This window comes from Chitinophaga eiseniae (assembly GCF_900167135.1).
Classification (GTDB): domain Bacteria; phylum Bacteroidota; class Bacteroidia; order Chitinophagales; family Chitinophagaceae; genus Chitinophaga; species Chitinophaga eiseniae.
This window is the reverse complement of record NZ_FUWZ01000002.1, coordinates 1346764-1366731: the sequence shown is the minus strand read 5'-3', so window position 1 is coordinate 1366731 and position 19968 is coordinate 1346764. Positions and strand designations below refer to the sequence as shown.

Sequence of the window (19968 nt, the reverse complement as noted above, 5' to 3'; positions counted from 1 at the left end):
TTTTGTAAAATTTTTCTTTTGTCATGAAATTCTTTTTAATATTGTGTAGGGAATTTTGTTTCCCTGTACTTACTAACCCATTCACATAATAAGAAAGTCTGATTGTTCCAACGGTCAGACTTTTTTTATTGCCGCTGAAATCCTTTGTTGGCGAGCGTTACAGCCGACTGCTATTTTTTTCTTCCTCACATGGCATACATCGTTTTATCTGTTGAAGGGGTATTTTATCTCCTGCTCCCCCATCTCCGGAAAAAGGCAAAAGGGAGCAAAAACACGTTGAAGTATCCCTTGCTCCCCATTTTTTCCCGATGAAGTTATATGGCTTTGCTGAACAACTGGCTTTCGGGCAGTTTTCTCCATAACCGGGCATCAAATGCCATGCAGATATTGCGGATAAACGGCCGTCCCTGCGCAGTAACTTTCACGCTGTTCTTCACTACTTCCACCAGCCCGTCCTTCTCCAGTTCCTGCAGGCGCTGAAGGCCTTCTATCACCGCATCGCATTGGGTATCGGCCTTGCGCCAGCTCGTTTCAAAAGTACACATCAGGTCGCGGATATGTCCTTTCAGCAGCTGGTCTTCATCGCTGAGGATATGTCCGCGAACGATGGGAAATTCTCCGCCGGCTACCCGCTCCTGATAGGCCGTCACCTGCTTCTCATTTTGTACATAGCCATAGCCGTTATCACCGATGGAAGAAGCACCCAGTCCTACCAGCAGCGAGGTGTGTGAAACGGTATAACCCATGAAGTTACGATGCAGTTCTCCCTTCTCTGCGGCGATAAACAGTTCATCTCCCGGCAGTGCAAAATGGTCCATCCCGATCTCGGTGTAACCATTCCGCGCGAAGAGCATTTTGCCCAGTTCATACAACCGTCTTTTCTCTTCGTCTTTGGGTAAATCGGCTTCAGCGTAACGGCGTTGTCCCACGCCTTTGATCCAGGGCACATGTGCATAGCTGTAGAAAGAGATCCTGTCCGGCCTCAGCAACATCACCTTGTCAACAGTGTCCTGCATACCGCAGGCAGTCTGCAACGGCAGCCCGTATATCAGGTCAAAGTTGATGGCAGTGAAGCCGATCTTTCTGGCGTGTTCCACTACCTTCTCCACCATTTCGAAAGGTTGTAACCGGTTGATGATTTCCTGTACCCTTGGATCAAAGTCCTGGATGCCGAGGCTTACGCGACGGAAGCCGAGGTGGTATAATGTCTGCAGATGTTCGGGCGTAGTGTTGCCGGGATGACCTTCAAATCCGAGGGAGGCGTCCGGCAGCAATGTTGCATGCTGATAAATACCCTGCAGCAGCATGGTGAGGTTTTCCGGACTGAAAAAAGTAGGAGTGCCGCCGCCGAGATGTATCTCCCGGATACGGGGCTTCCCTTCAAAAGCGGCCACATACAGTTCCCATTCTTTCAGCACAGTTTGTATGTAGGGTATTTCCACGGCGTGGTTGACCGTAATGTGTTTATTGCAGCCGCAATAGGTGCAGAGTTTTTCGCAGAAAGGCAGGTGGATGTAAATACTGATACCGTCCTGATGGTTGGTGGCCTGAAATGCTTTTTTCAGCAACACCTTCCATGCCTGCAGGTTAAAAGTATTTTCATCCCAGTAAGGTACGGTTGGATAACTGGTGTACCGGGGAGCTGCGATATTGTATTTGCGGATAAGTTCCATGATCATGAAGGTTTATGACAACAACGTTCTGCCACTTTTTCGCTGTGGGCAGACATCACAGGACTGATATACGGTATGCCGAGGTTGAGGCCCCGCAGAATAAGCAGAACGCCCATGACGCCGACGGCTACCGGTATGAGGGCGCGTATGCGGTTACGCACACCGATGCTCACCAGGTGGCTGAACCAGGTGACGGTCATCATGGCCGGCATAGTGCCTGCGCCAAAAGCGGCCATAAAGAGACTGCCTTTCCAGGTGGCGCCGGTGGCAACGGCTCCGGCAACCGCCAGGTATACCAGTCCGCAGGGAAGCAGGCCGTTCAGCACACCGATGCCATAGAGGGTGCCAAAGCGCTGCTGACGTAATAGTGCACCCAGCGCTGATTTTATTTTAGAGAGATAAATACCGGGGAGCTGACCGCCTTTTAGCCGGTATATGCCGGTGTACTGCAGTAATACGATCAGCAGCAGGAAGACACCGATGCCGATAGACAGCCATTGTTGCAGGCCGCCGAGATACAACTGCCGGCCCACCCAGCCAAAAATCATTCCCAGCAAGGCATAGGTGGTGATACGGCCGGCATTGTACAGCAGGATACCCGCCAGTTTCTTCACCCCGTCGAGATGCCGGACCGGCAGCGTGAGCGCTATCGGACCACACATGCCGATGCAGTGGAAGCTGCCCAGGAAGCCGAGAATAAATGCGCCTATCATGACAGATCAGTTAATGTGTAAACTTTCTTCCTGATAAAATGGTTTACCGCTGTTTTCCCATTGCACCTTTACGAGGTAATTGCCTTTGTGGAACAGCTGGCGGTTGATCATCAGCATACCCCCGCTGCTGAGATGCAGCGGCATTTCCACGTCCAAACCGGCATCGGAAGGGCGGTAGAATTTTATCTTACCGGTGATATTGGTGCCGTGCAGTTCCTGCGGGAACGTAACGGCGATACCTTCTGACTGCTGCGCGATCAGCACGGGAGCAGAGAGGGCGCCGGCATTCTTTTTACCGTCTATTACCTGCTGGTATTTGAGCTCTTCCGCGTAGTAATCCTTGGTGACCATGTCTATTTTAGTGCGCATGCTTTTGGTGACCAGCGTGAGGATGCCGGCAGCAAAAACAACAAACACGATGATGATTTTATGTCCCCAGTTCATGATGGTATGATTTAAATGATATAAAGTTTATTGTACGGGCCCGAGGAAGGTGGTGCGCATGCGTATGATCCGTTTATCGCCTTCATACAGGCCGATGTAAAGGGAAGATTTCCGGTTACGCAACGCTGTTTTGGGTACGATGATAAAAAACGTGCCCTCTCCCTGTCCTTCTGCTTTTACGGTGATGGTGCTTTTACCCACTACTTCCACGTGTCCCGGTTCGTCTTCCAGTTTCAGTTGCAGGGGTATTTCACCAGTTGTTTTGTTAATGAGTTTGATACGGTAGAGGTTAGAGATGCTGTCAGCGCCTCTTTCCTGGTACAGCATGCCGGCGGTGCGCATAATGGTACCGCTGACGGGTTTGCGGCTGGCGAGCATAAACACGATGGCGCCGAGCAGCAGGGTAAGGATACCGGTGTAGATACGCAGCCGCGGTGTAAAACGCAGGGGTGCTTTCCGGGCGATGCCGTTTTCGGAAGCATAACGTATCAGTCCGCGGGCGCGGCCGGTTTTATCCATCATATGGTCGCAGGCATCGATGCAGGCGGTGCAGTTCACGCATTCCAGCTGGGTGCCGTTGCGGATATCGATACCGGTGGGACAAACTTTCACGCACTGGGCGCAATCGATGCAGTCGCCGATGGCCCGGGCATCGTCTTTACGGAATTTTCCGCGGGGTTCTCCCCTTTCGTAGTCATAGGCCACGAGGATGGAGTTTTTATCCAGTAATACGCCCTGTAAGCGGCCGTAAGGACAAACGATGGTGCATATCTGTTCGCGCATGAAGGCGAATACGCCGTAGAACACGCCGGAGAATACCAGGATAGCGATAAAGCCGCCGGTATGTTCAGACAAAGGCGCTGTGATAATTTGGCCGAGTGTTTTGGCGCTGATGATGTAAGCGAGGAATATATTGGCGATAAGGAAAGACAGTGCGTAGAAAACGATGTGTTTGGCGGTTTTACGGATAATCTTTTCAGTGTTCCATGGTTGTTTGGCCAGCATGCGCTGTGCGGCGGCGTCTCCTTCTATCCAATATTCTATCCGGCGGAAGAGCATCTCCATAAAGATGGTCTGCGGGCACATCCATCCGCAGAAAAGCCGGCCGAAGGCCATGGTAAACAAAACGATAAAAAGGATAAAGGCCAGCATGGCCAGGCCGAAGATGAAGAAGTCCTGAGGCCAGAAAATAGCACCGAACAGGATGAATTTGCCTTCCACTACATTGAGCAGCAATAAGGGCCTGCCATTTATGGAGATAAACGGCAGGCTGAAAAAAACACTAAAATAAAAGATGCTGAGGAAGCTCCGGATGTTATAGTAGCGTCCTTTCGGTTGCTGGGCAAATATCCAGTTGCGCTTTCCCTGCTTATCAACTGTGGCTAAACTGTCTCTGAACGTGTTGCTATCGGCCATGACTTTATTCTTTTACACCTTGTGGTTCTTTTGGATTGGGAGGGTTGCTGCCATGAATAGATTTCACGTAGCTGGCCAGCTGGGCCAGTTGTTTCGGTGAAAAATCTTCCTGCCATGCTTTCATCCCTTTGTCGGGCACGCCGTATTTGATGGTTTTAAACACCTCGTTGATTTTACCGCCGTGCATCCAGTAGTCGTCGGTGAGGTTGGGGCCTACTACGCCCTGTCCCTGTGGCCCGTGGCACGGTGCGCAGCTGGCGACGAAAATTTTGCCTCCTGCCGCGAGATCGTCCGCGTTGTCCATCATTTTCACATTGTTTTCGTCGATGTTGTTGGCGGCGTTCTTCAGGTATTCCGCTTTGGCGACGGCTGCTTTTTCTTCCGCCATGGCCAGCTCCTGTAGCTGATTGGGGGCGGAATGGGATATTTCGGTACGCCAGAAATAGACTACGCCGAAACAGATGCTGAAGATGAAACCCCACTTCCACCAGGGAGGCGTGGGGTTGTTCAGCTCACGGATACCATCGAAGTCGTGGCCCATGTCTTCTTCTGTTTCGGACGTAGCATCCAGGGTCCTGGTTTTGTTGATTTTTTCCAGCCAGGAGATGCGTGGTTTGGCAGGCGTAGCCGCATCAGCGGCCGCCAGGCGTTTGCGCTTGCTTTTGATACCGGCCAGGAAGCGCAGTACAAAAAGCAGGGAGATGATCACCGCGATTTCCAGGACAACAATGGTAACTAACAGGTATAGGGAGGACCGGGATAGTGGCGTATAATAAGAGGATGCTTCGGTGGCCGCGGTGGTAGCGCTTGCCGGCAGGCTTGCTGCCAGGGAGAGCGTTACCAGCATGAGGATGGCCGGCAGTTTGGCGGCTTCTCTTTTCATTCTTTCACGATAAAGGTCCATTGCGCCCACCACCGCGTTGCCAAGGATGGCGATCACCAGTACCAGCCCGATGATGACCGTCAGCAGCACCAGTGCTACCGGATCTTTCAGCTCAGACGGCGGCTTGGGGCCGTTGGCCAGTGCGGACAGGCTGCATAACAGGCTGCCGCTGAGTGTATATAATAGCTTCCTTTTCATATGTATCGTTTATAGGCTTTGGGTTTCATCATTATCTAAGGGGATGCGGCTGATCTGGTCTACCATGTTACGGTCTGCCCGGAACGCCCAGAAGGCGGCGAAGACAAAAAAAATGGAGAAGATCAGCAGGGAAGCCATCGGGTAGATGCTGATACCGGCAATTGATTCCAGATAATTAATGAACTTCATGGTCCTGTGTTTTTATGTTGACTAAAAATCGTTTTTGTCGTTGCTGCCGGTGCTGGCGTCCGCGGTGGCGGGCTTGGGTGCCGGAGCCATTTTGATATCCTTGCCCATCCGTTGCAGGTAGGCGATCAGCGCTACAATTTCACGGTCTGCTTTAACAGGCAGTTTGTCTTTCTCCAGGGTGGCGGCGATGCTGGCAGCCTGCTTGTCAAGATCAGCGAGCGCCTGTTTTTCGTAGCCGTCTGCATATGGTACGCCCAGTTTCCGCATCACGTTGATCATCGCGGGTGTTTTGCCTCTGTCGATACGTTCTTCAAACAGCCAGGGATACGGCGGCATGATAGAGCCGGGAGACATGGAGGTAGGGTCCAGCATGTGGTTGTAGTGCCAGCTGTCGGGGTATTTACCGCCTATCCTGGCCAGGTCCGGACCGGTACGTTTGGAGCCCCACTGGAAGGGGTGGTCGTAGACGAATTCACCGGCTTTGGAGTACTCGCCGTAGCGGGCTACCTCGTCGCGGAAAGGACGGATCATCTGGGAGTGACAGGTATAACAGCCTTCACGGATGTAGATGTCGCGGCCGTGCAGTTCCAGCGGCGTATATGGCTGTACGCTGCTGATGGTCGGGATATTGCTGCGGATGAGGAAGGTGGGCACCATTTCCAGGATACCGCCGATGGCTACGATCACGAGGCTGAACACTACCAGCTGGATAGGGCGGCGCTCGATCCAGTTGTGCCAGTGCGCTTTGCCGTGTGTAGGGATCACTTTTGGCAGCGGAGCTGCTTCGGCAGCTTCATTGGCCACGAAAGCGCCGCGGCGGATCGTTTTCCAGAGATTCACGATCATCAGCGCCAGGCCGCTTACATACAGCAGACCGCCGAAGGCGCGCAGGGCGTACATGGGAACGATGGTGGTCACCGTTTCCAGGAACTGGTATTTCAGTTGTCCTTCTTCGGTGAACTGTTTCCACATCATGCTCTGGGTGAAGGCGGCCCAGTACAGCGGAATAACGTAAAAGATAATGCCGAGGGTACCGATCCAGAAGTGGGTGTTGGCCCATTTGCGGGAGTACAGCTGTGTGGAGAAAATGCGCGGGATCATCCAGTAGAGGATGCCGAAGGTCAGGAATCCGTTCCAGCCCAGTGCGCCTACGTGTACGTGGGCGATGGTCCAGTCGGTATAGTGACTGATAGCGTTCACATTTTTAAGGGACAGCATCGGTCCTTCGAAGGTGGCCATACCGTAGCAGGTGAGCGCTACCACGAAGAATTTCAGGATGGCGTCTTCCCTTACACGGTCCCATGCGCCACGAAGGGTAAGCAGACCGTTGAGCATACCGCCCCAGGAAGGCGCAATCAGCATGATGCTGAACACGGTGCCGAGAGACTGTGCCCATTCAGGCAAAGCGGTATACAGCAGGTGGTGAGGACCTGCCCATATATAGATGAATATCAGTGACCAGAAGTGGATGATAGACCAGCGGTAGGAATATACCGGTCTGTTGGCGGCTTTGGGCACAAAGTAGTACATGAGGCCGAGGTAAGGCGTGGTCAGGAAGAACGCTACCGCATTGTGGCCATACCACCATTGTACCAGTGCGTCCTGTACGCCGGCGTACCAGCTATAGCTTTTAAACAGCGACAATGGGTACTCGAAGGAGTTGATAATGTGCAGCATGGCGATGGCTACCCAGGTACCGATGTAAAACCAGATGGCCACGTACAGGTGGGACTCGCGCCGCCGCAGGATCGTGCCCAGCATGTTGGCGCCAAACACTACCCATATCAGGGTGATGGCGATGTCGAAAGGCCATTCCAGTTCGGCGTATTCCTTGCCGGTAGTATATCCCAGGAAAAGCGTCAGTGCGCCGCCGGCGATGATCGCCTGCCATCCCCAGAAGTGGACCTTACTCAGCAGGTCGCTGAACATACGGGCTTTACACAGCCGTTGCAGCGAGTAGTAAACACCCATGAAAATACCGTTACCCACGAAGGCGAAGATCACGGCATTGGTGTGTACGGGCCTGAGACGCCCGAAGGTAGTTGGCGCGAAGCCCAGGTTAAGCTCCGGCATTACCAGCGTGAGGGCTGCCCAGAGCCCTGCCAGCATGCCGATCAGCCCCCAGAACACACAAGCGTAGGCAAACCATTTTACCGTGCGGTTGTCGTAATAAAATTTTTCGAGAGACATAGTGCTGTTTATTGTTGCTTAATAGATGGCTTATTTGCGTTTATTCGTTGGTGTTGTCCTTTTTATCTTCGAAGAGAATACGGTGTGCGGGAGAGAAATCATCTTCAAACTGTCCGTTCTTTACCGACCAGATGAAGGCGGCCAGAAAGCCTGCTGCTACTAAGAGGCTGGCGCCAAGTAAAAGAATAATTACGCTCATAACAGTATTATTTAACCAGTAAAAACCGGGTTGTTTCCAAAGCCTGCAAGGCATGTTTTTCGTTGGCGCCGAATGTCAGCACGTCGCCGGTTTCCAGCACCGTCACTTCATCTTTCAGCATAAAGGCCACTTTCCCTTCCAGTATCAGCACCATCGCATCTACAGGGGATACATGCGGCGGAATCTGATGTCCCTGTTGCATGATGATGAGGGTTGCCTCTGTTCTCCTGCTTTTCAGCACCAACCGGCTTGTTACTTTTCCGGTTCCCTCTTCCTGTAATACGTTCATGGTTTTCATCAGCATAAAATCATGATATGTGCAAATCAGATAAGCATAGATCGCCCGTTATGCACAGGCAGCCTTGTTTTTCAGGCTGCCTGCACATCCATTTCAATCGGGTTTTAATACTGGCGCTTTTAAGATTTCACGGTGTGTATGTTGTGTTGATAGCAAAGGTAACAGCAACTACATGGCACTGCAATGACATTGCTCAATCGGGAATATGATTTTTGTCAGACATTTCTCCCAATACTTTGCCAGCAAGCTTTTTGCCCTGCCATTCACTCAGCAGGTAAGTCATCAGCACGATGCTGATGGAGCTGGCGGGCATTAATATAGCCGCTACCAGCGGAGAAAGTTGTCCCTGTACAGCGAAGTAAAGGCCGGTAATATTGTAGGCGAGGGAAAGAATGAAACTGGCCAGGATAATACGTTTGTTGGCTTTGCACAGTTGTACGAAAGAAAGTAATAACGGCAGTTGCCCGGCTTCGAGGATGCCGTCGCTGGCAGGCGTGAAGTTATTGCTGTCTTCTGTGAGCGAAATGCCGATATCGCTTTGTTTCAGCGCACCGGCGTCATTCAGCCCGTCTCCTATCATCATTACTTTTTTACCCTGTTGTTGCAGGGAGATGATATACGCCAGTTTATCCGCCGGTTGCTGTTCAAACAGCAAGGCGGTTTCATGGCCCATGAGCCGGCGCAGGTTCATCGCTTCCCGGTCATTGTCACCGGAGAGCACTGACAACGGATATTGCTGCTGCAGCTGTTTCAGCAGCGGCCGGATACCGCTGCGGTAGTTGTTATGAATGGTGAAGAGGCCGGTCAGCTTGTCGTTGAAAGACAGGTATACAATACTGCCATCGGCTTCTTCTTTATTGTGTGCGCCGGTAAATTCGGCATTGCCCATCCGGATGAAATTACCCTCTACCCATCCGCATACGCCTTTGCCGGTGACATCGCGGAAATCGCGTACAGGCGTTAGCGTAGTTGTGTTGCAATAGGCGGCGATGGCCTTGCTGAGGGGGTGGGTGGACTGTTTGGCGAGGCTGGCGATCAGGCTCTCCTGGAAAGGGCTGAGCGTGTCACCGTAATATTTAACGTCGCTGCCGGTTTTGCCGGTGAGCGTACCGGTTTTGTCGAAGACAATATGCGTGGTGTTGGCGAGATTTTCTATCGCCTGCGCATTGCGGAGGTACAGGTGGTGCCGGCTCAGGATGCGCAGGATATGCCCGTTGGTGAAAGAAGATGCCAGCAGCAGTGCGCAGGGACAGGCGATGATCAGGATGGCGGTCACGGCCGGCCATATACGGGACGGATCATGAAATCCCCAGTAGGTGGCGCTGAGTGCGGCGATGAGTAATACCACCCAGGTGAAGTTGCGGCCCAGCAGGTGCACAAAAGACACGTGTTTTTCTTCTTTGTTTTTCAGCTCGTCGCGGTTCCAGAGGCTGGTCAGATAACTCTGCGCCACTTCTTTGATGGTGAGTATTTCGATGTTGCCTTCCAGCTGCCGGCCGCCGGCGTAGATGATCTCCCCTACGGATTTGTTGACAGGCGTGGCTTCACCGGTCACAAAGCTGTAATCGATCAGCGCTTTTCCCCGGACAATGATGCCGTCTGCCGGTACCAGTTCATTGTTATGTATGAGCAGGGTATCACCGGTTTTGATATCCGGTAAGGCGGTGGGTACTTCTTTTTCTTCGCGTATAACGCTGACGGCTATAGGGAAATAGGCCGTGTAGTCACGGTCGAAGGATAGGCCCTGGTAAGTTTTGTCCTGCAGGATGCGCCCTATCAGCATAAAAAATACGATACCGGACATGGAATCGAAATAGCCGGCCTGGCCTTGCGTAACATCCACCACGCTGCGGATGAAAGTCACCACAACGGCGAGCACAATGGGAACGTCGATATTCAGAAAGCCGTGTTTAAGTCCGCTCCAGGCGGACTTAAAGAACACCTGTGCGCTGTAAAAAAATACCGGTAACGCCAGTACGAGGTTCAAGTACCGGAAGAGACGGTTCATGCCGGCGTCGGTATGACCGCTGCCGGTAAAATATTCCGGGAAGCTGAGCAGCATGATATTACCGAAGCAGAAGCCCGCGACGCCCAGCTGGTAGATAAGATGGCGTTTAATGCCCGGTTTCTTATGCTGCAGGTCCTGCAGGCTGATGTAAGGTTCATAGCCGATGGCGGTCAGTACTTCCGCTACGCGCCGTAGCGAAGTTTGTGTTTCAGAAAAAATGATGACCGCTTCTTTCTTGCTAAAGTTGACGGTTACACGTTGAATGCCTTTATCGAGCCGGTGCAGGTTCTCCAGCAGCCAAAGGCAGGAGCTGCAGTGGATATGCGGAATATAGAAATTGACATGGGTCTGGCTTTCATCCCTGAACTGTACCAGCTGTTGCTGTATTTTTTCATCTTCCAGGAAAGCGAATTTATCTTTTCTGACGGTAATGCGTTGATTTACACCCGGTTTGTTGTTCAGGTCATAATATTCGCAGAGGTCATGCTGGTTGAGTATTTCGTAGACCAGTTTACACCCTTCGCAGCAAAAAGTTTTTTCCTGAATGATGATGTCGCGGTTGTGGCAATCTTCCCCGCAGTGGTAGCAGGTTACTTGTACGTCAGAATAGGTAGCCATGATTAGTCGATGCTTACGGTGTTAAAAATTTCATCCTGTCGGATAATGATGGTGTTGGCGGGCAGTACGGCCGGGTACAGGATGTTTTGAGCGATATAGTGCCACTGTTGCAGCAGTTGTTCAACGGTGTACATATCGCTGAGGCATATTTTATAAGCGGGGCTCCAGTGGCCTTGCAGCAGGTAGTTGCCGGTTACCTGGCGGAGTTTCTGGAGCAGCAGCATAATTTTATCGAACGAAGGCCGGATGCCGTCGTACGCCGTGGGTTTGAGGCTTTTACGGCCTTTTTTGTGAATGGCGGCGTTGCGGATGACCGGAAAGATGAGCGTGGTTTCCTTGCGCATCAGTTGTGCTATTTCGGTCAGCATTTTAGCAAACAGCAGTTGCTGCAGATCTGCGGTGGCCGGGGCAGTTGGGTCGTCCTGCCTTTCCAGGTTAAACCAGGCCATTACTTCCTCCGCGGTACGTTCTATCGGTTGATGGAACTTGTTCACGATCACGTCGCAGAGTGCGGCGGGTGTCAGTTCGTGAAAGTTGATGATAGCATATGGATGCATGAATGGATGGTATTTTTGATGTTACAAAAGTACCAGTACACCCATCCCCTGGGAATGATATGTATCAAGGTGAAGTATGATATTTGTCAGTAGTGGGCCGAAGCGGCGGCTAGTCCTGCAGGTTAGCGGTTTTTACGATTTGCTGGAGATCGAGCAGGCGTATTTTTTTACCTTCCAGTTCTATCATACCGTCTTTTTTGAATTCGGAGAGCAGGCGGATGGCGGATTCGGTGGCGGTGCCTACGAGGTTGGCGATTTCTTCGCGGGAGAGGCGGACGCTGAGGGTATGGCCGTCGGCTTCTACGCCATAGGTTTCTTTGATGAACAGCAGGGTTTCTGCGAGTCTTTCCCGCACCGGTTTCTGGGCGAGGTGGGTAATCTTCAGTTCCGCTTTCCGCAGTTCGCTGGAGAGGATGCGCATCATTTCGAAAGACAGGGAGGCGTCTTTCTGCAGGATGCTCATAAACAGGTCTTTTGGTACGAAGCAGATGGAAGAATCTTCGAGGGCGGTAGCGGTGGCGGTATAACGTTCGTTGCTGAGCAGCGCTTTGTATCCCATGATATCGCCGGCTTTTACCAGGCGGATAATCTGTTCGCGGCCATCGTCGCCGCTGTGGGACAGCTTTATTTTACCGTCGTTGATACAGTAGACACCAAAGGGGTATGCGCCTTCATGGAAGATCACCTGGCCTTTTTTGTACACAGAGCATACTTTGGCCTGGTCAATCTGTTCCAGATTGCACTGTTCCGCCTTGCAGAAAATGGAGGAAAAACGGTCCCTGCAATGTTGGCAGGCAGGATTTTGAATTGTGCTACCCATATCAATCTGCAAAAGTACTAATTTACAGCTCCTTAACCAAAGCAAATGCTGTCGTGTCGTTAAATTATTATGTAATTTATAAACCATATGAGGTGCTGTCCCGGTTTACGCCGGAAGGGAATAAATCCTGCCTGGCAGATTACTTTAAAGTGCCCCGGGATGTGTATCCTGTGGGGCGGTTGGACTATGACAGCGAGGGCTTGTTGTTGCTCACGAATGACAAGTCATTGAATAACAGGCTGCTGATGCCGCAATACGCCCATGAAAGGGAATACTGGGTGCAGGTAGACGGGGCGGTGACCAACGCGGCGGTGCGTCAGTTGCAGGAAGGGGTGGACATCACGGTAGACGGTAAGCTTTATCATACAAAGCCCTGCCTGGCGGAGATCTTTCGGGAAGAACCTTTCCTGCCGGAGCGCAACCCTCCTATCCGTTTCCGGAAGAACATCCCGGCGCCCTGGCTACGGCTGGTGCTTCAGGAAGGAAAAAACAGGCAGGTGCGTAAAATGACGGCGGCCACCGGCTTTCCTACGTTGAGGCTTGTCCGTTACCGCATGGAGGAAATAACGATAGCAGGTATGCAGCCGGGCGACATGGTGCAACTGAGCCGCAATACCGTTTATAAAAAACTCCGCCTGCAATCATCCTGATGTGGAAGGTTTTAACTATTTTGATACTTAATTGCCGGATTCACTGTATAAATCCGGCAGTTGACATCAAATAACCACCTGTCAACATTAGCAAATCCACAAATTTTAACTAGGTTTGTTGCCTACAAATATTTATTATGCTGAAATCAATGACTGGCTTCGGAAGGGCAGAAAGCGCGAGAGGCGAAACAAGTATCGTGGTGGAAATCAAATCGCTGAATGGAAAGCAATTTGAGGTGAACCTGAAAATATCGCCCCTGTTAAAACCCTACGAATTTGACATCCGTTCGCTGATGCAACAAACCCTGCAACGCGGGACACTGGATGTCAGCATCAATATTCGCCAGAATGGTGCTACAAGACCGGTCGTGATTAATACAGACCTGGCGAAATACTATTACCAGTCCATTACAATGCTGGCCAACCAGCTGGAATTGCCGCAGGGCGATTTGCTGAATGTGCTGATGAAACTGCCGGAAGTGGTAACGCCTGGTACCGAACAGCTCACCAAAGATGAGTGGAAAGATGTGGAAGACACACTGAGGGAAGCGCTCACCGATCTGGACCTGCACCGTCAGGACGAAGGCCAGATGCTCAAAGCAGACCTGCAACAACGGATAGATAACATCGAACAATACTCCGGTAAGGTCCGTGAACTGGACCCGCTCCGGAAAGACCGTATCCGTCAGCGCCTCGAAGGCCTGCTGGCCGAACATGTAGGAAAAGACAATGTGGACGGTAACCGGCTGGAACAGGAGCTGATCTTTTATCTGGAAAAACTGGATATCTCTGAAGAACTGTCCCGCCTGGAAAACCATCTCCGTTATTTCCGCGAGATCCTGAAAGATGAAGACCCGGCCAAAGGAAAGAAACTGGGCTTTGTGCTGCAGGAAATCGGCCGCGAAATCAATACCACCGGTTCCAAAGCCAACGACGCCGGTATCCAGCAGTGGGTAGTGCTCATGAAAGACGAACTGGAAAAAGCCAAAGAACAAGTATTAAACGTTTTATAGCAAGGCGTATACCGTATGAAAAGACTATTTGGGGTAACCGCAGGCTTATTTTTACTGGCTGCAGCCTGCAAGCCGATCAAGATGGATGCCTACGAGAAAAACCGGGAAATCCCGGAACACGACTGGGCTTACGGCTATAAACCCTCTTTTGATGTGACCATCCAGCCGGAAGATACGGCTACTCTCTTTGATATTTATGTGAATGTACGGCATACCGACGCCTACCCTTACAGTAATATGTGGCTGCTGATAGGCACCAAATATCCGGGTGACAGTATCCCCAAAGAACAAAGGGTGGAACTGCCGCTGGCAGATATCAACGGCAAATGGCATGGCAACGGTATCGATGATATTTTTGAACACCGGGTCCTCATCCAGCAAAAAGCCCTCTTCAACAAACCAGGCACCTATCAGTTTACTTTCGAACAAAACATGCGGCAAAACCCGCTCCCCCATGTAATGAATATAGGTTTGCGGATAGAGAAAGCCGGCAATCGGCCATGATGAGAAAATTTTTTAATAAAATGCAGGAAGGAAAGTCCGTTTCCTTCATTTACCTGCTCGTACTGGCTTATACGATCGTAGCCCTCATCTGGTGGGGCGTGCTGCTGTTCAGGCAAAGCGAACAGATCAGCCAGTTCGAGAAACAAAACCTTTCCCTCCGTATCGATAGCCTCGCCCAGCCGGTAGAACATCAGCTGGAGTTCCAACGGATAGAAAAAGACGCTCATATGCGATCTTTTAAATATGTAGGAGAAGGCGCCATTTTTTTAGGAATCATTCTGCTCGGCGCGCTCTTTGTATATAGAGCGGTCTGGAAATACATGAAGCTCAGCCGGCAACAGCAAAACTTTATGATGGCCGTGACACATGAACTGAAATCACCCATCGCTGTCGCCAAACTGAACCTGGAAACCATCCGTAGACACAAGCTGGATGAGGAAAAGCAGGCCAAGCTGATAGACAATACCATCCGGGAAACCAACCGGCTCGACCAGCTCTGTAACAACATTTTGCTGGCAGCACAGCTGGAAACCCACAACTATAAGCTGTTTAAGGAACCGCTCGACTTCTCCGCCCTGCTGGAGGCGAATATCCGGGAACTGCGTAACCGCATCGGGACACATGTCATAAATGCAGACATTCTGCCACATGTGTGGCTGGAGGGTGACAAGCTGATGTTACAGATCATCCTCAGCAACCTCGTAGAGAATGCGGTAAAATATGCTCCCCGCAACTCCACGATCACCGTCCGCCTCTTTGAAGCCGGTCATCGCCTGAAATTACAGGTGTCCGACGAAGGCCCCGGGGTGCCCGATGAGGAAAAAGAACGCATCTTCATGAAATTCTACCGCCTTGGCAACGAGAACACCAGAAAAGCAAAGGGCTCCGGACTAGGATTGTTTCTCACCGCCAAAATCGTGGAACAACACGACGGCCTTATCTGGGTGAAAGACAATGAGCCTGCAGGCGCCTGCTTCGAGATAATCTGGCAGCAATATTCCGTGCAAAGAGCGTAAATTAGTTGACGGATTCATGCTTCGGCAAGTCCGTGATTTATAGTTACATCAAACGATAACACATGAAGGAAGCGACCAAAGCATCCATATTACTGGTGGAGGATGAAGAGAACCTCCAGGAAGCGCTTAAGCTCAACCTGGAACTGGAAGGTTATGAGGTGACCGCCGTAGACAACGGTACCGCTGCCCTGAAAGCAGTAAAAAACGAATATTTCGATCTCATCATACTGGATATCATGCTGCCGGAAATGGACGGCATTGCTGTATGCGAAAATATCCGCATCCAGAACAATGAAGTGCCCATCCTCTTCCTCAGCGCCAAAAACAGCAGCGCCGACCGCGTGCTGGGCCTCAAAAAAGGCGGTGATGATTACATGACCAAACCCTTCAACCTCGAAGAACTGCTGCTCCGCGTAGAGAAGCTGATCGTCAAAAACAAAAAGATACAGGATAAAGACAGCGTGCCCAATGTTTACCGCTTTGGCAACAATATGATCGACTTTGCCGCCCAGGAATGCGTAGGCAAAGACGGGAAACACTATGAACTGAGCAAGAAAGAAGCCATGCTGCTGAAACTGCTGATCGAAAACAAAGGAGAAGTGGTGACCCGTGAGAAAATACTGCAGGTGGTATGGGGATATAACGTATACCCTACCACGCGCACCATCGACAACTTTATCCTCAACTTCCGCAAGTATTTTGAGGAAGACAGCCGCAACTCCAAGTACTTCCATTCTGTAAGAGGCGTCGGGTACAAGTTTACCGAAGCCTGAATATGTTGAGATTGATTGATTTTGGGATTTATTGATGGCTGCAACAAATCAAAAAATTCCAAAATCAGTAATTTCCTGCATGGAAAACCACTTTTCCGCAATTTCTCCCCGCTTGCCTGTAAAAACCCGCCTCCGGATAATTACCGCTTCCCCAAAGGAGTGATTTGACCGATATTTATTGGACTGATCAGAAAGACGTTCAACTTTCCTGTAAACCTTAGACGTGGTACAACATTTCAATGAAATAGTTTTTGCTGCGGGATGGCCGTACTGGCTGTTTTTTTTGTTAAGTCTTCTTGCCATTGTAGCATTTTTTATCCACCGGGAAAAAAAGATTAAAAGAGCCTCAGCGAAAAAAATAACCATACAACACACCTTAATTAACCTGGAACTCCATGCTTTTCAGGCACATATGGACCCGCATTTTATATTTAACAGCCTCAACGCTATCCATCATTACATCCTTACCACCAGTACGGACATGGCCTCCCTGTACCTTACCCGCTTCGCGCGCCTGATGCGCCTCATGATCGGTAACTTCAACAAAGAATGGGTAACGCTGCAGGAAGACCTTGAAGCGCTGGAACTATACATACAACTGGAGCAGCTCCGGTTTGACCACCAGTTTTCTTATCAGGTACGCATCGCTCAGGACGTTAATTCCCATGACACCCTCATCCCTCCGCTCATCATCCAGCCCTATGTGCAATACGTGATCTGGCACCGCTTGCTGATGCGCCCGGAGAAAACCGGTGGCCGGCTGGTGGTCCATATCGGTAAAGACCACAACAGGCTCTATATCCAGTTGGAAGACAATGGTGTGCAGGCCAGCGAACTGCTGGACGACACCGGCGAACGGCAGGCGGCCGGTATTGACATCGCCGCTGAGCGGCTGTATATGATGAGTGAGAAATATCAGATGAAAGCAGGCATTCAGGCGCAGCAGCTGTTCGATGAAACGCACCGGCCCAACGGGAACCGCCTCACCATTAGTATGGAACAAATGCCATCACGGCACATGCCGGTAGCGGTATAAGCTATAACCGCCTGATCCACGCGCAGCTGATCCACCCGGTTTTACCATCGGCCAGCGATATTTTGCAGTAATCTTTCGTGGCATCCGCGATATGCACCTTCATGCCTTCCTGCACTTCAAAAGCGTCTTTGCTGTTATCGTCCGGGGCTGTTTTTACTTTGATGTTACTCTGTGTGATGATGCCTGTCTGATGATTGTTGGCCAACGCATAAGTATCTATTGCCATCACCAGGTACAGCGCAAACAGCGCTCCCAGTGCATAATTGCCCCAGCGGAGGAATTTGTTTTTCCAGCCGGGCAGAAACGTATTGAGCATAATGCCGGCAATCGCCAGCCAGAAAAAGAGAACGCATCCCACGGCCCAGCCATTGGGCCTGTGTATCTGTTGTAACTGCCGCCACCATTGCTGGAAAAAGACTAACGGTAATTCATCAACGAAACCGGTCACCTTTTGATTGGCAAGGGCCAGGTTGTGCTTGGCGGCTTCGTCGCGCGGAGCCAGTTGCAGCGCTTTTTCGTAGTTAAAAACGGCCTGCCCTGTTTTGCCGGCTTTGTAGTAAGCGTTGCCAGCGTTGAAATACAGCGCCTTTATGTTATAGCCATCGTCTATCAGTTGCTGATAGGCTGCTGCTGCTTCGGTGAATTTACTTTGCTGATAGAGGCTGTTGGCCGCATCAAAACGTTGTTGCGGGAGTGCCTGCTGTGCCCTGAGCATACTGCCGGTGAGCAGCAGGAAAGCCAGTAACAGGGCGGTTTTAATATGTTTATATCCGGGCATACTACCTTTTCTCATGGATTAGTTTTTCAAAGCATCTTCCAGGTTGGTGATGATGGTCACCGCTTTGGAGTAGGTGCCCTGCATCTTATCGTCGTTGTGGCCCGGTGCATACAAGGCCACTTCGCAGTTGTCGATCAGTTCAAACAGGTCGCTGGTATTGGTGCCGTTGATATGGCGGGCGGCCAGTTTGTCCTGGATCAGCTGCTTGCTCAGGTCTGCGAAAGGTATTTTCAGTTTATGGCTGAGATACCCCCATACGGCGCGGGATGTTTCTTCATAGAAAGCTTTGTCTTTGCCTTCTTTGAGATACCGGGCGGCCAGTTCCAGCCTTTTCAGGGCTACTTTATTGGCGTAGCGATGCTTCAGCAACGCTGCATTGGTGGTGTTGTAGTCTTTTCTGCGTTTGTAGAAAATAACAGCGCCGGCGATCAGCAGCGGCAGCATCAGCAGTGCGTAGAACCAGGGGCTGAGGATGAACCAGCTGCTGTGTTTGGACCATCGCTGGAGGCCACCATCTATTTTCACCAGTTCATTTTTGCCTACGCTGAAATCGTGTTTGTCTTCCTTGATGCGCTTGCCCTGGGTGATATCAATAACAAATGCTTCAGAGCGGAGCGTCTTGTAGCTGTTGGCTTCGGGATCGAAGTAGGAAAACTCGACGGCGGGAACAGTATGTTTACCAGCTTCCTGCGGCATCAGTACGTATTCAAACGTTCGGCTGCCGGACAGCGGGTTGCTGTTTTTCTCAATATCGTCAGTCATTTTAGGGTCGTACTTCTCAAATCCGGAGGGTACGTCCACTTTGGGTGAATTGAGCAGGTTGACATTACCACGGCCGCTGATGGTGACTTTCAGCGTAAGGGCGTCGTCTGTGCTGAGCGTGGTTTTATCCACGGCGGCGGTCATTCTGAAGCTGCCTACAGCACCGTTATAGCTGAGCGGGCGGCCTTCTACCGGCAATGGTTTTACGTTGATCTTTATCGGGTTGCTCTGGATCTTATATGGTACGTCCTGGTACTCCACCTCGGGGCGGTTGAAGAAATCGTCGAAGAACGGGTCTTTGAAGGCCGGGTCATTGAAGAAGTCGTCCAACGGGTCGCGGGCGCCCCGGTTGCGCTTGCCCACCAGTTTCACCAGGCGGACCTGGTTGTCCACTTCCACCGGGTCCAGCTCCAGGGTGCCTGACTGCAGCGGGAACAGCAGTGTTTTGCGGATGGTGAACACCTTATAGGGAATGCCGTTGATCCGTTCTTCGGTGGCCTGCGGCGGGTTGGGGAGTTCTATGTCTTTCGCGGAGAACCCTTTGAATGCTGGTACTTTGGTGACGCTGGAGTTTGTCGGCAGCCGTGTATAGAGTTTATACGTGGCCGTTAGCTGGTCGCCTTCGTACAGGTTGGTTTTATCAACATCTACTTTCAGGAAGATATTTTTCCGGAGTTTTTCGGTGATGTCCTCTCCTTTTTTGAGGATGCCGTCCGACAGGTCTTCGCTGATGCCGCCGCCGCTTTGTCCGCGGTGTTGCGGAATTACCTGTTGAGGCTGCTGTTGTTGCGCCTGTGCATTGCCTTTGCGTACTTCTATGAGCACGGGGTTGGACTTGATAACGTTGCCGTTTACCCGGGCCTGGGCGCCGGGGATGGTGAAGTTGCCCACATGTTTGGGCTGCAGCACATAATTCAGCGCAAAATATTCAGAGCGGCGTCCGTTGAAGATGGATTGACCCTGCATTTGTGAAGGGCCCTGCAACACCTCAAAGTCTTTGAAGCTGGGCGGTGTAAAGCTGGTGATGTTGGTCCCGTTTTCCAGCATGAACTGGATCTGGAAAGGTTCATCCAGCGTAACGGAGTTACTGCTCACGCTGGTGGTAAAGCGGAGATCTTGTGCGCTGGCGCCAACAACCAGCCCTAAACAACACAAAACAGAGAAAATGTACTTCCTTATACTAAATCTGTCCTTCATAGTTATGTCAACAAATTTAACCAAACCCGCTCC

General features: G+C 51.1%; 21 protein-coding genes. 6 read left to right on the top strand and 15 right to left on the bottom strand.

The window, feature by feature from the left end; all coding sequences use genetic code 11:
* Nucleotides 1–314: 314 nt before the first annotated feature.
* The 12 genes from hemN to B5D63_RS15160 form a co-directional block, all read right to left on the bottom strand.
* Nucleotides 315–1673 carry an oxygen-independent coproporphyrinogen III oxidase gene (gene hemN / locus B5D63_RS15215; protein WP_078670334.1) on the bottom strand — a complete coding sequence of 453 codons (1359 nt, stop codon included), beginning with the start codon at nt 1671–1673 and terminating at the stop codon, nt 315–317.
* Between the two features lie 2 nt (nt 1674–1675).
* Nucleotides 1676–2386 carry a sulfite exporter TauE/SafE family protein gene (locus B5D63_RS15210; protein WP_078669629.1) on the bottom strand — a complete coding sequence of 237 codons (711 nt, stop codon included), beginning with the start codon at nt 2384–2386 and terminating at the stop codon, nt 1676–1678.
* 6 nt (nt 2387–2392) lie between these two features.
* Nucleotides 2393–2830 (bottom strand): FixH family protein, encoded by a 438-nt coding sequence (locus B5D63_RS15205; RefSeq protein WP_078669628.1) that lies wholly within the window; start codon nt 2828–2830, stop codon nt 2393–2395.
* A gap of 27 nt (nt 2831–2857) precedes the next feature.
* Nucleotides 2858–4246, bottom strand: a complete 1389-nt coding sequence (ccoG, locus tag B5D63_RS15200) for a cytochrome c oxidase accessory protein CcoG (protein WP_078669627.1) — start codon at nt 4244–4246, stop codon at nt 2858–2860.
* Nucleotides 4247–4250: 4 nt separating this feature from the next.
* A complete protein-coding gene (locus tag B5D63_RS15195; protein WP_078669626.1) occupies nt 4251–5327 on the bottom strand; it encodes a cbb3-type cytochrome c oxidase N-terminal domain-containing protein in 1077 nt (358 codons plus the stop codon).
* Nucleotides 5328–5336: 9 nt separating this feature from the next.
* Nucleotides 5337–5516 (bottom strand): cytochrome C oxidase Cbb3, encoded by a 180-nt coding sequence (locus B5D63_RS15190; protein ID WP_078669625.1) that lies wholly within the window; start codon nt 5514–5516, stop codon nt 5337–5339.
* A gap of 21 nt (nt 5517–5537) precedes the next feature.
* Nucleotides 5538–7706, bottom strand: coding sequence for a cytochrome-c oxidase, cbb3-type subunit I (gene ccoN / locus B5D63_RS15185; protein ID WP_078669624.1), 2169 nt, complete (start codon nt 7704–7706; stop codon nt 5538–5540).
* 40 nt (nt 7707–7746) lie between these two features.
* Nucleotides 7747–7905 carry a cbb3-type cytochrome oxidase assembly protein CcoS gene (gene ccoS / locus B5D63_RS15180; RefSeq protein ID WP_078669623.1) on the bottom strand — a complete coding sequence of 53 codons (159 nt, stop codon included), beginning with the start codon at nt 7903–7905 and terminating at the stop codon, nt 7747–7749.
* A gap of 7 nt (nt 7906–7912) precedes the next feature.
* On the bottom strand, nt 7913–8209 hold the full coding sequence (locus B5D63_RS15175; RefSeq protein ID WP_078669622.1) for a cupin domain-containing protein: 297 nt from the start codon (nt 8207–8209) through the stop codon (nt 7913–7915).
* A 187-nt stretch (nt 8210–8396) separates the two neighbouring features.
* Nucleotides 8397–10829 (bottom strand): heavy metal translocating P-type ATPase, encoded by a 2433-nt coding sequence (locus tag B5D63_RS15170; RefSeq protein ID WP_078669621.1) that lies wholly within the window; start codon nt 10827–10829, stop codon nt 8397–8399.
* Nucleotides 10830–10831: 2 nt separating this feature from the next.
* Nucleotides 10832–11386 carry a hypothetical protein gene (locus tag B5D63_RS15165; protein WP_078669620.1) on the bottom strand — a complete coding sequence of 185 codons (555 nt, stop codon included), beginning with the start codon at nt 11384–11386 and terminating at the stop codon, nt 10832–10834.
* A 109-nt stretch (nt 11387–11495) separates the two neighbouring features.
* Entirely contained in the window at nt 11496–12089 is a 594-nt protein-coding gene (locus B5D63_RS15160) for a Crp/Fnr family transcriptional regulator (protein WP_235021550.1), read from the bottom strand.
* 170 nt (nt 12090–12259) lie between these two features.
* Here B5D63_RS15160 and B5D63_RS15155 point away from each other — a divergent pair, with 170 nt between their 5' ends.
* The 5 genes from B5D63_RS15155 (at nt 12260) to B5D63_RS15135 (ending at nt 16162) form a co-directional block, all read left to right on the top strand.
* Nucleotides 12260–12856: a pseudouridine synthase gene (locus B5D63_RS15155; RefSeq protein WP_078669618.1), complete on the top strand. Its 597-nt coding sequence runs from the start codon at nt 12260–12262 to the stop codon at nt 12854–12856.
* A gap of 137 nt (nt 12857–12993) precedes the next feature.
* Nucleotides 12994–13869 carry a YicC/YloC family endoribonuclease gene (locus B5D63_RS15150; RefSeq protein WP_078669617.1) on the top strand — a complete coding sequence of 292 codons (876 nt, stop codon included), beginning with the start codon at nt 12994–12996 and terminating at the stop codon, nt 13867–13869.
* 15 nt (nt 13870–13884) lie between these two features.
* A complete protein-coding gene (locus B5D63_RS15145; protein WP_078669616.1) occupies nt 13885–14373 on the top strand; it encodes a gliding motility lipoprotein GldH in 489 nt (162 codons plus the stop codon).
* Complete coding sequence (locus B5D63_RS15140; protein WP_078669615.1) at nt 14370–15389, top strand: sensor histidine kinase; 1020 nt, start codon at nt 14370–14372, stop codon at nt 15387–15389. The genes B5D63_RS15145 and B5D63_RS15140 overlap by 4 nt, the downstream gene beginning before the upstream one ends.
* A 62-nt stretch (nt 15390–15451) precedes the next feature.
* Nucleotides 15452–16162, top strand: coding sequence for a response regulator transcription factor (locus B5D63_RS15135; RefSeq protein ID WP_078669614.1), 711 nt, complete (start codon nt 15452–15454; stop codon nt 16160–16162).
* Nucleotides 16163–16210: 48 nt separating this feature from the next.
* On the opposite strand, the gene B5D63_RS34665 is transcribed toward B5D63_RS15135, so the two are convergent.
* Complete coding sequence (locus B5D63_RS34665; protein ID WP_143312924.1) at nt 16211–16465, bottom strand: hypothetical protein; 255 nt, start codon at nt 16463–16465, stop codon at nt 16211–16213.
* Here B5D63_RS34665 and B5D63_RS15130 point away from each other — a divergent pair.
* Entirely contained in the window at nt 16386–17198 is an 813-nt protein-coding gene (locus tag B5D63_RS15130) for a sensor histidine kinase (protein ID WP_078669613.1), read from the top strand. The two genes, B5D63_RS34665 and B5D63_RS15130, sit on opposite strands and share 80 nt — an antisense overlap.
* A gap of 1 nt (nt 17199) precedes the next feature.
* On the opposite strand, the gene B5D63_RS15125 is transcribed toward B5D63_RS15130, so the two are convergent.
* Nucleotides 17200–17991: a tetratricopeptide repeat protein gene (locus tag B5D63_RS15125; protein WP_078669612.1), complete on the bottom strand. Its 792-nt coding sequence runs from the start codon at nt 17989–17991 to the stop codon at nt 17200–17202.
* A gap of 3 nt (nt 17992–17994) precedes the next feature.
* Nucleotides 17995–19935, bottom strand: a complete 1941-nt coding sequence (locus B5D63_RS15120) for a BatD family protein (RefSeq protein ID WP_078669611.1) — start codon at nt 19933–19935, stop codon at nt 17995–17997.
* Nucleotides 19936–19968 lie beyond the last annotated feature (33 nt).

Coding starts and splice junctions, on each gene's coding strand:
- B5D63_RS15170 (WP_078669621.1), bottom strand. CDS start 10,829: ATGGCTACCTATTCTGACGTACAAGTAACCTGCTACCACTGCGGGGAA.
- B5D63_RS15175 (WP_078669622.1), bottom strand. CDS start 8,209: ATGCTGATGAAAACCATGAACGTATTACAGGAAGAGGGAACCGGAAAA.
- ccoG (WP_078669627.1), bottom strand. CDS start 4,246: ATGGCCGATAGCAACACGTTCAGAGACAGTTTAGCCACAGTTGATAAG.
- ccoN (WP_078669624.1), bottom strand. CDS start 7,706: ATGTCTCTCGAAAAATTTTATTACGACAACCGCACGGTAAAATGGTTT.
- B5D63_RS15165 (WP_078669620.1), bottom strand. CDS start 11,386: ATGCATCCATATGCTATCATCAACTTTCACGAACTGACACCCGCCGCA.
- B5D63_RS15190 (WP_078669625.1), bottom strand. CDS start 5,516: ATGAAGTTCATTAATTATCTGGAATCAATTGCCGGTATCAGCATCTAC.
- B5D63_RS15145 (WP_078669616.1), top strand. CDS start 13,885: ATGAAAAGACTATTTGGGGTAACCGCAGGCTTATTTTTACTGGCTGCA.
- B5D63_RS15125 (WP_078669612.1), bottom strand. CDS start 17,991: ATGAGAAAAGGTAGTATGCCCGGATATAAACATATTAAAACCGCCCTG.
- B5D63_RS15195 (WP_078669626.1), bottom strand. CDS start 5,327: ATGAAAAGGAAGCTATTATATACACTCAGCGGCAGCCTGTTATGCAGC.
- B5D63_RS15205 (WP_078669628.1), bottom strand. CDS start 2,830: ATGAACTGGGGACATAAAATCATCATCGTGTTTGTTGTTTTTGCTGCC.
- B5D63_RS15150 (WP_078669617.1), top strand. CDS start 12,994: ATGCTGAAATCAATGACTGGCTTCGGAAGGGCAGAAAGCGCGAGAGGC.
- B5D63_RS15140 (WP_078669615.1), top strand. CDS start 14,370: ATGATGAGAAAATTTTTTAATAAAATGCAGGAAGGAAAGTCCGTTTCC.
- B5D63_RS15135 (WP_078669614.1), top strand. CDS start 15,452: ATGAAGGAAGCGACCAAAGCATCCATATTACTGGTGGAGGATGAAGAG.
- ccoS (WP_078669623.1), bottom strand. CDS start 7,905: ATGAGCGTAATTATTCTTTTACTTGGCGCCAGCCTCTTAGTAGCAGCA.
- B5D63_RS15210 (WP_078669629.1), bottom strand. CDS start 2,386: ATGATAGGCGCATTTATTCTCGGCTTCCTGGGCAGCTTCCACTGCATC.
- B5D63_RS15120 (WP_078669611.1), bottom strand. CDS start 19,935: ATGAAGGACAGATTTAGTATAAGGAAGTACATTTTCTCTGTTTTGTGT.
- hemN (WP_078670334.1), bottom strand. CDS start 1,673: ATGGAACTTATCCGCAAATACAATATCGCAGCTCCCCGGTACACCAGT.
- B5D63_RS34665 (WP_143312924.1), bottom strand. CDS start 16,465: ATGGCAAGAAGACTTAACAAAAAAAACAGCCAGTACGGCCATCCCGCA.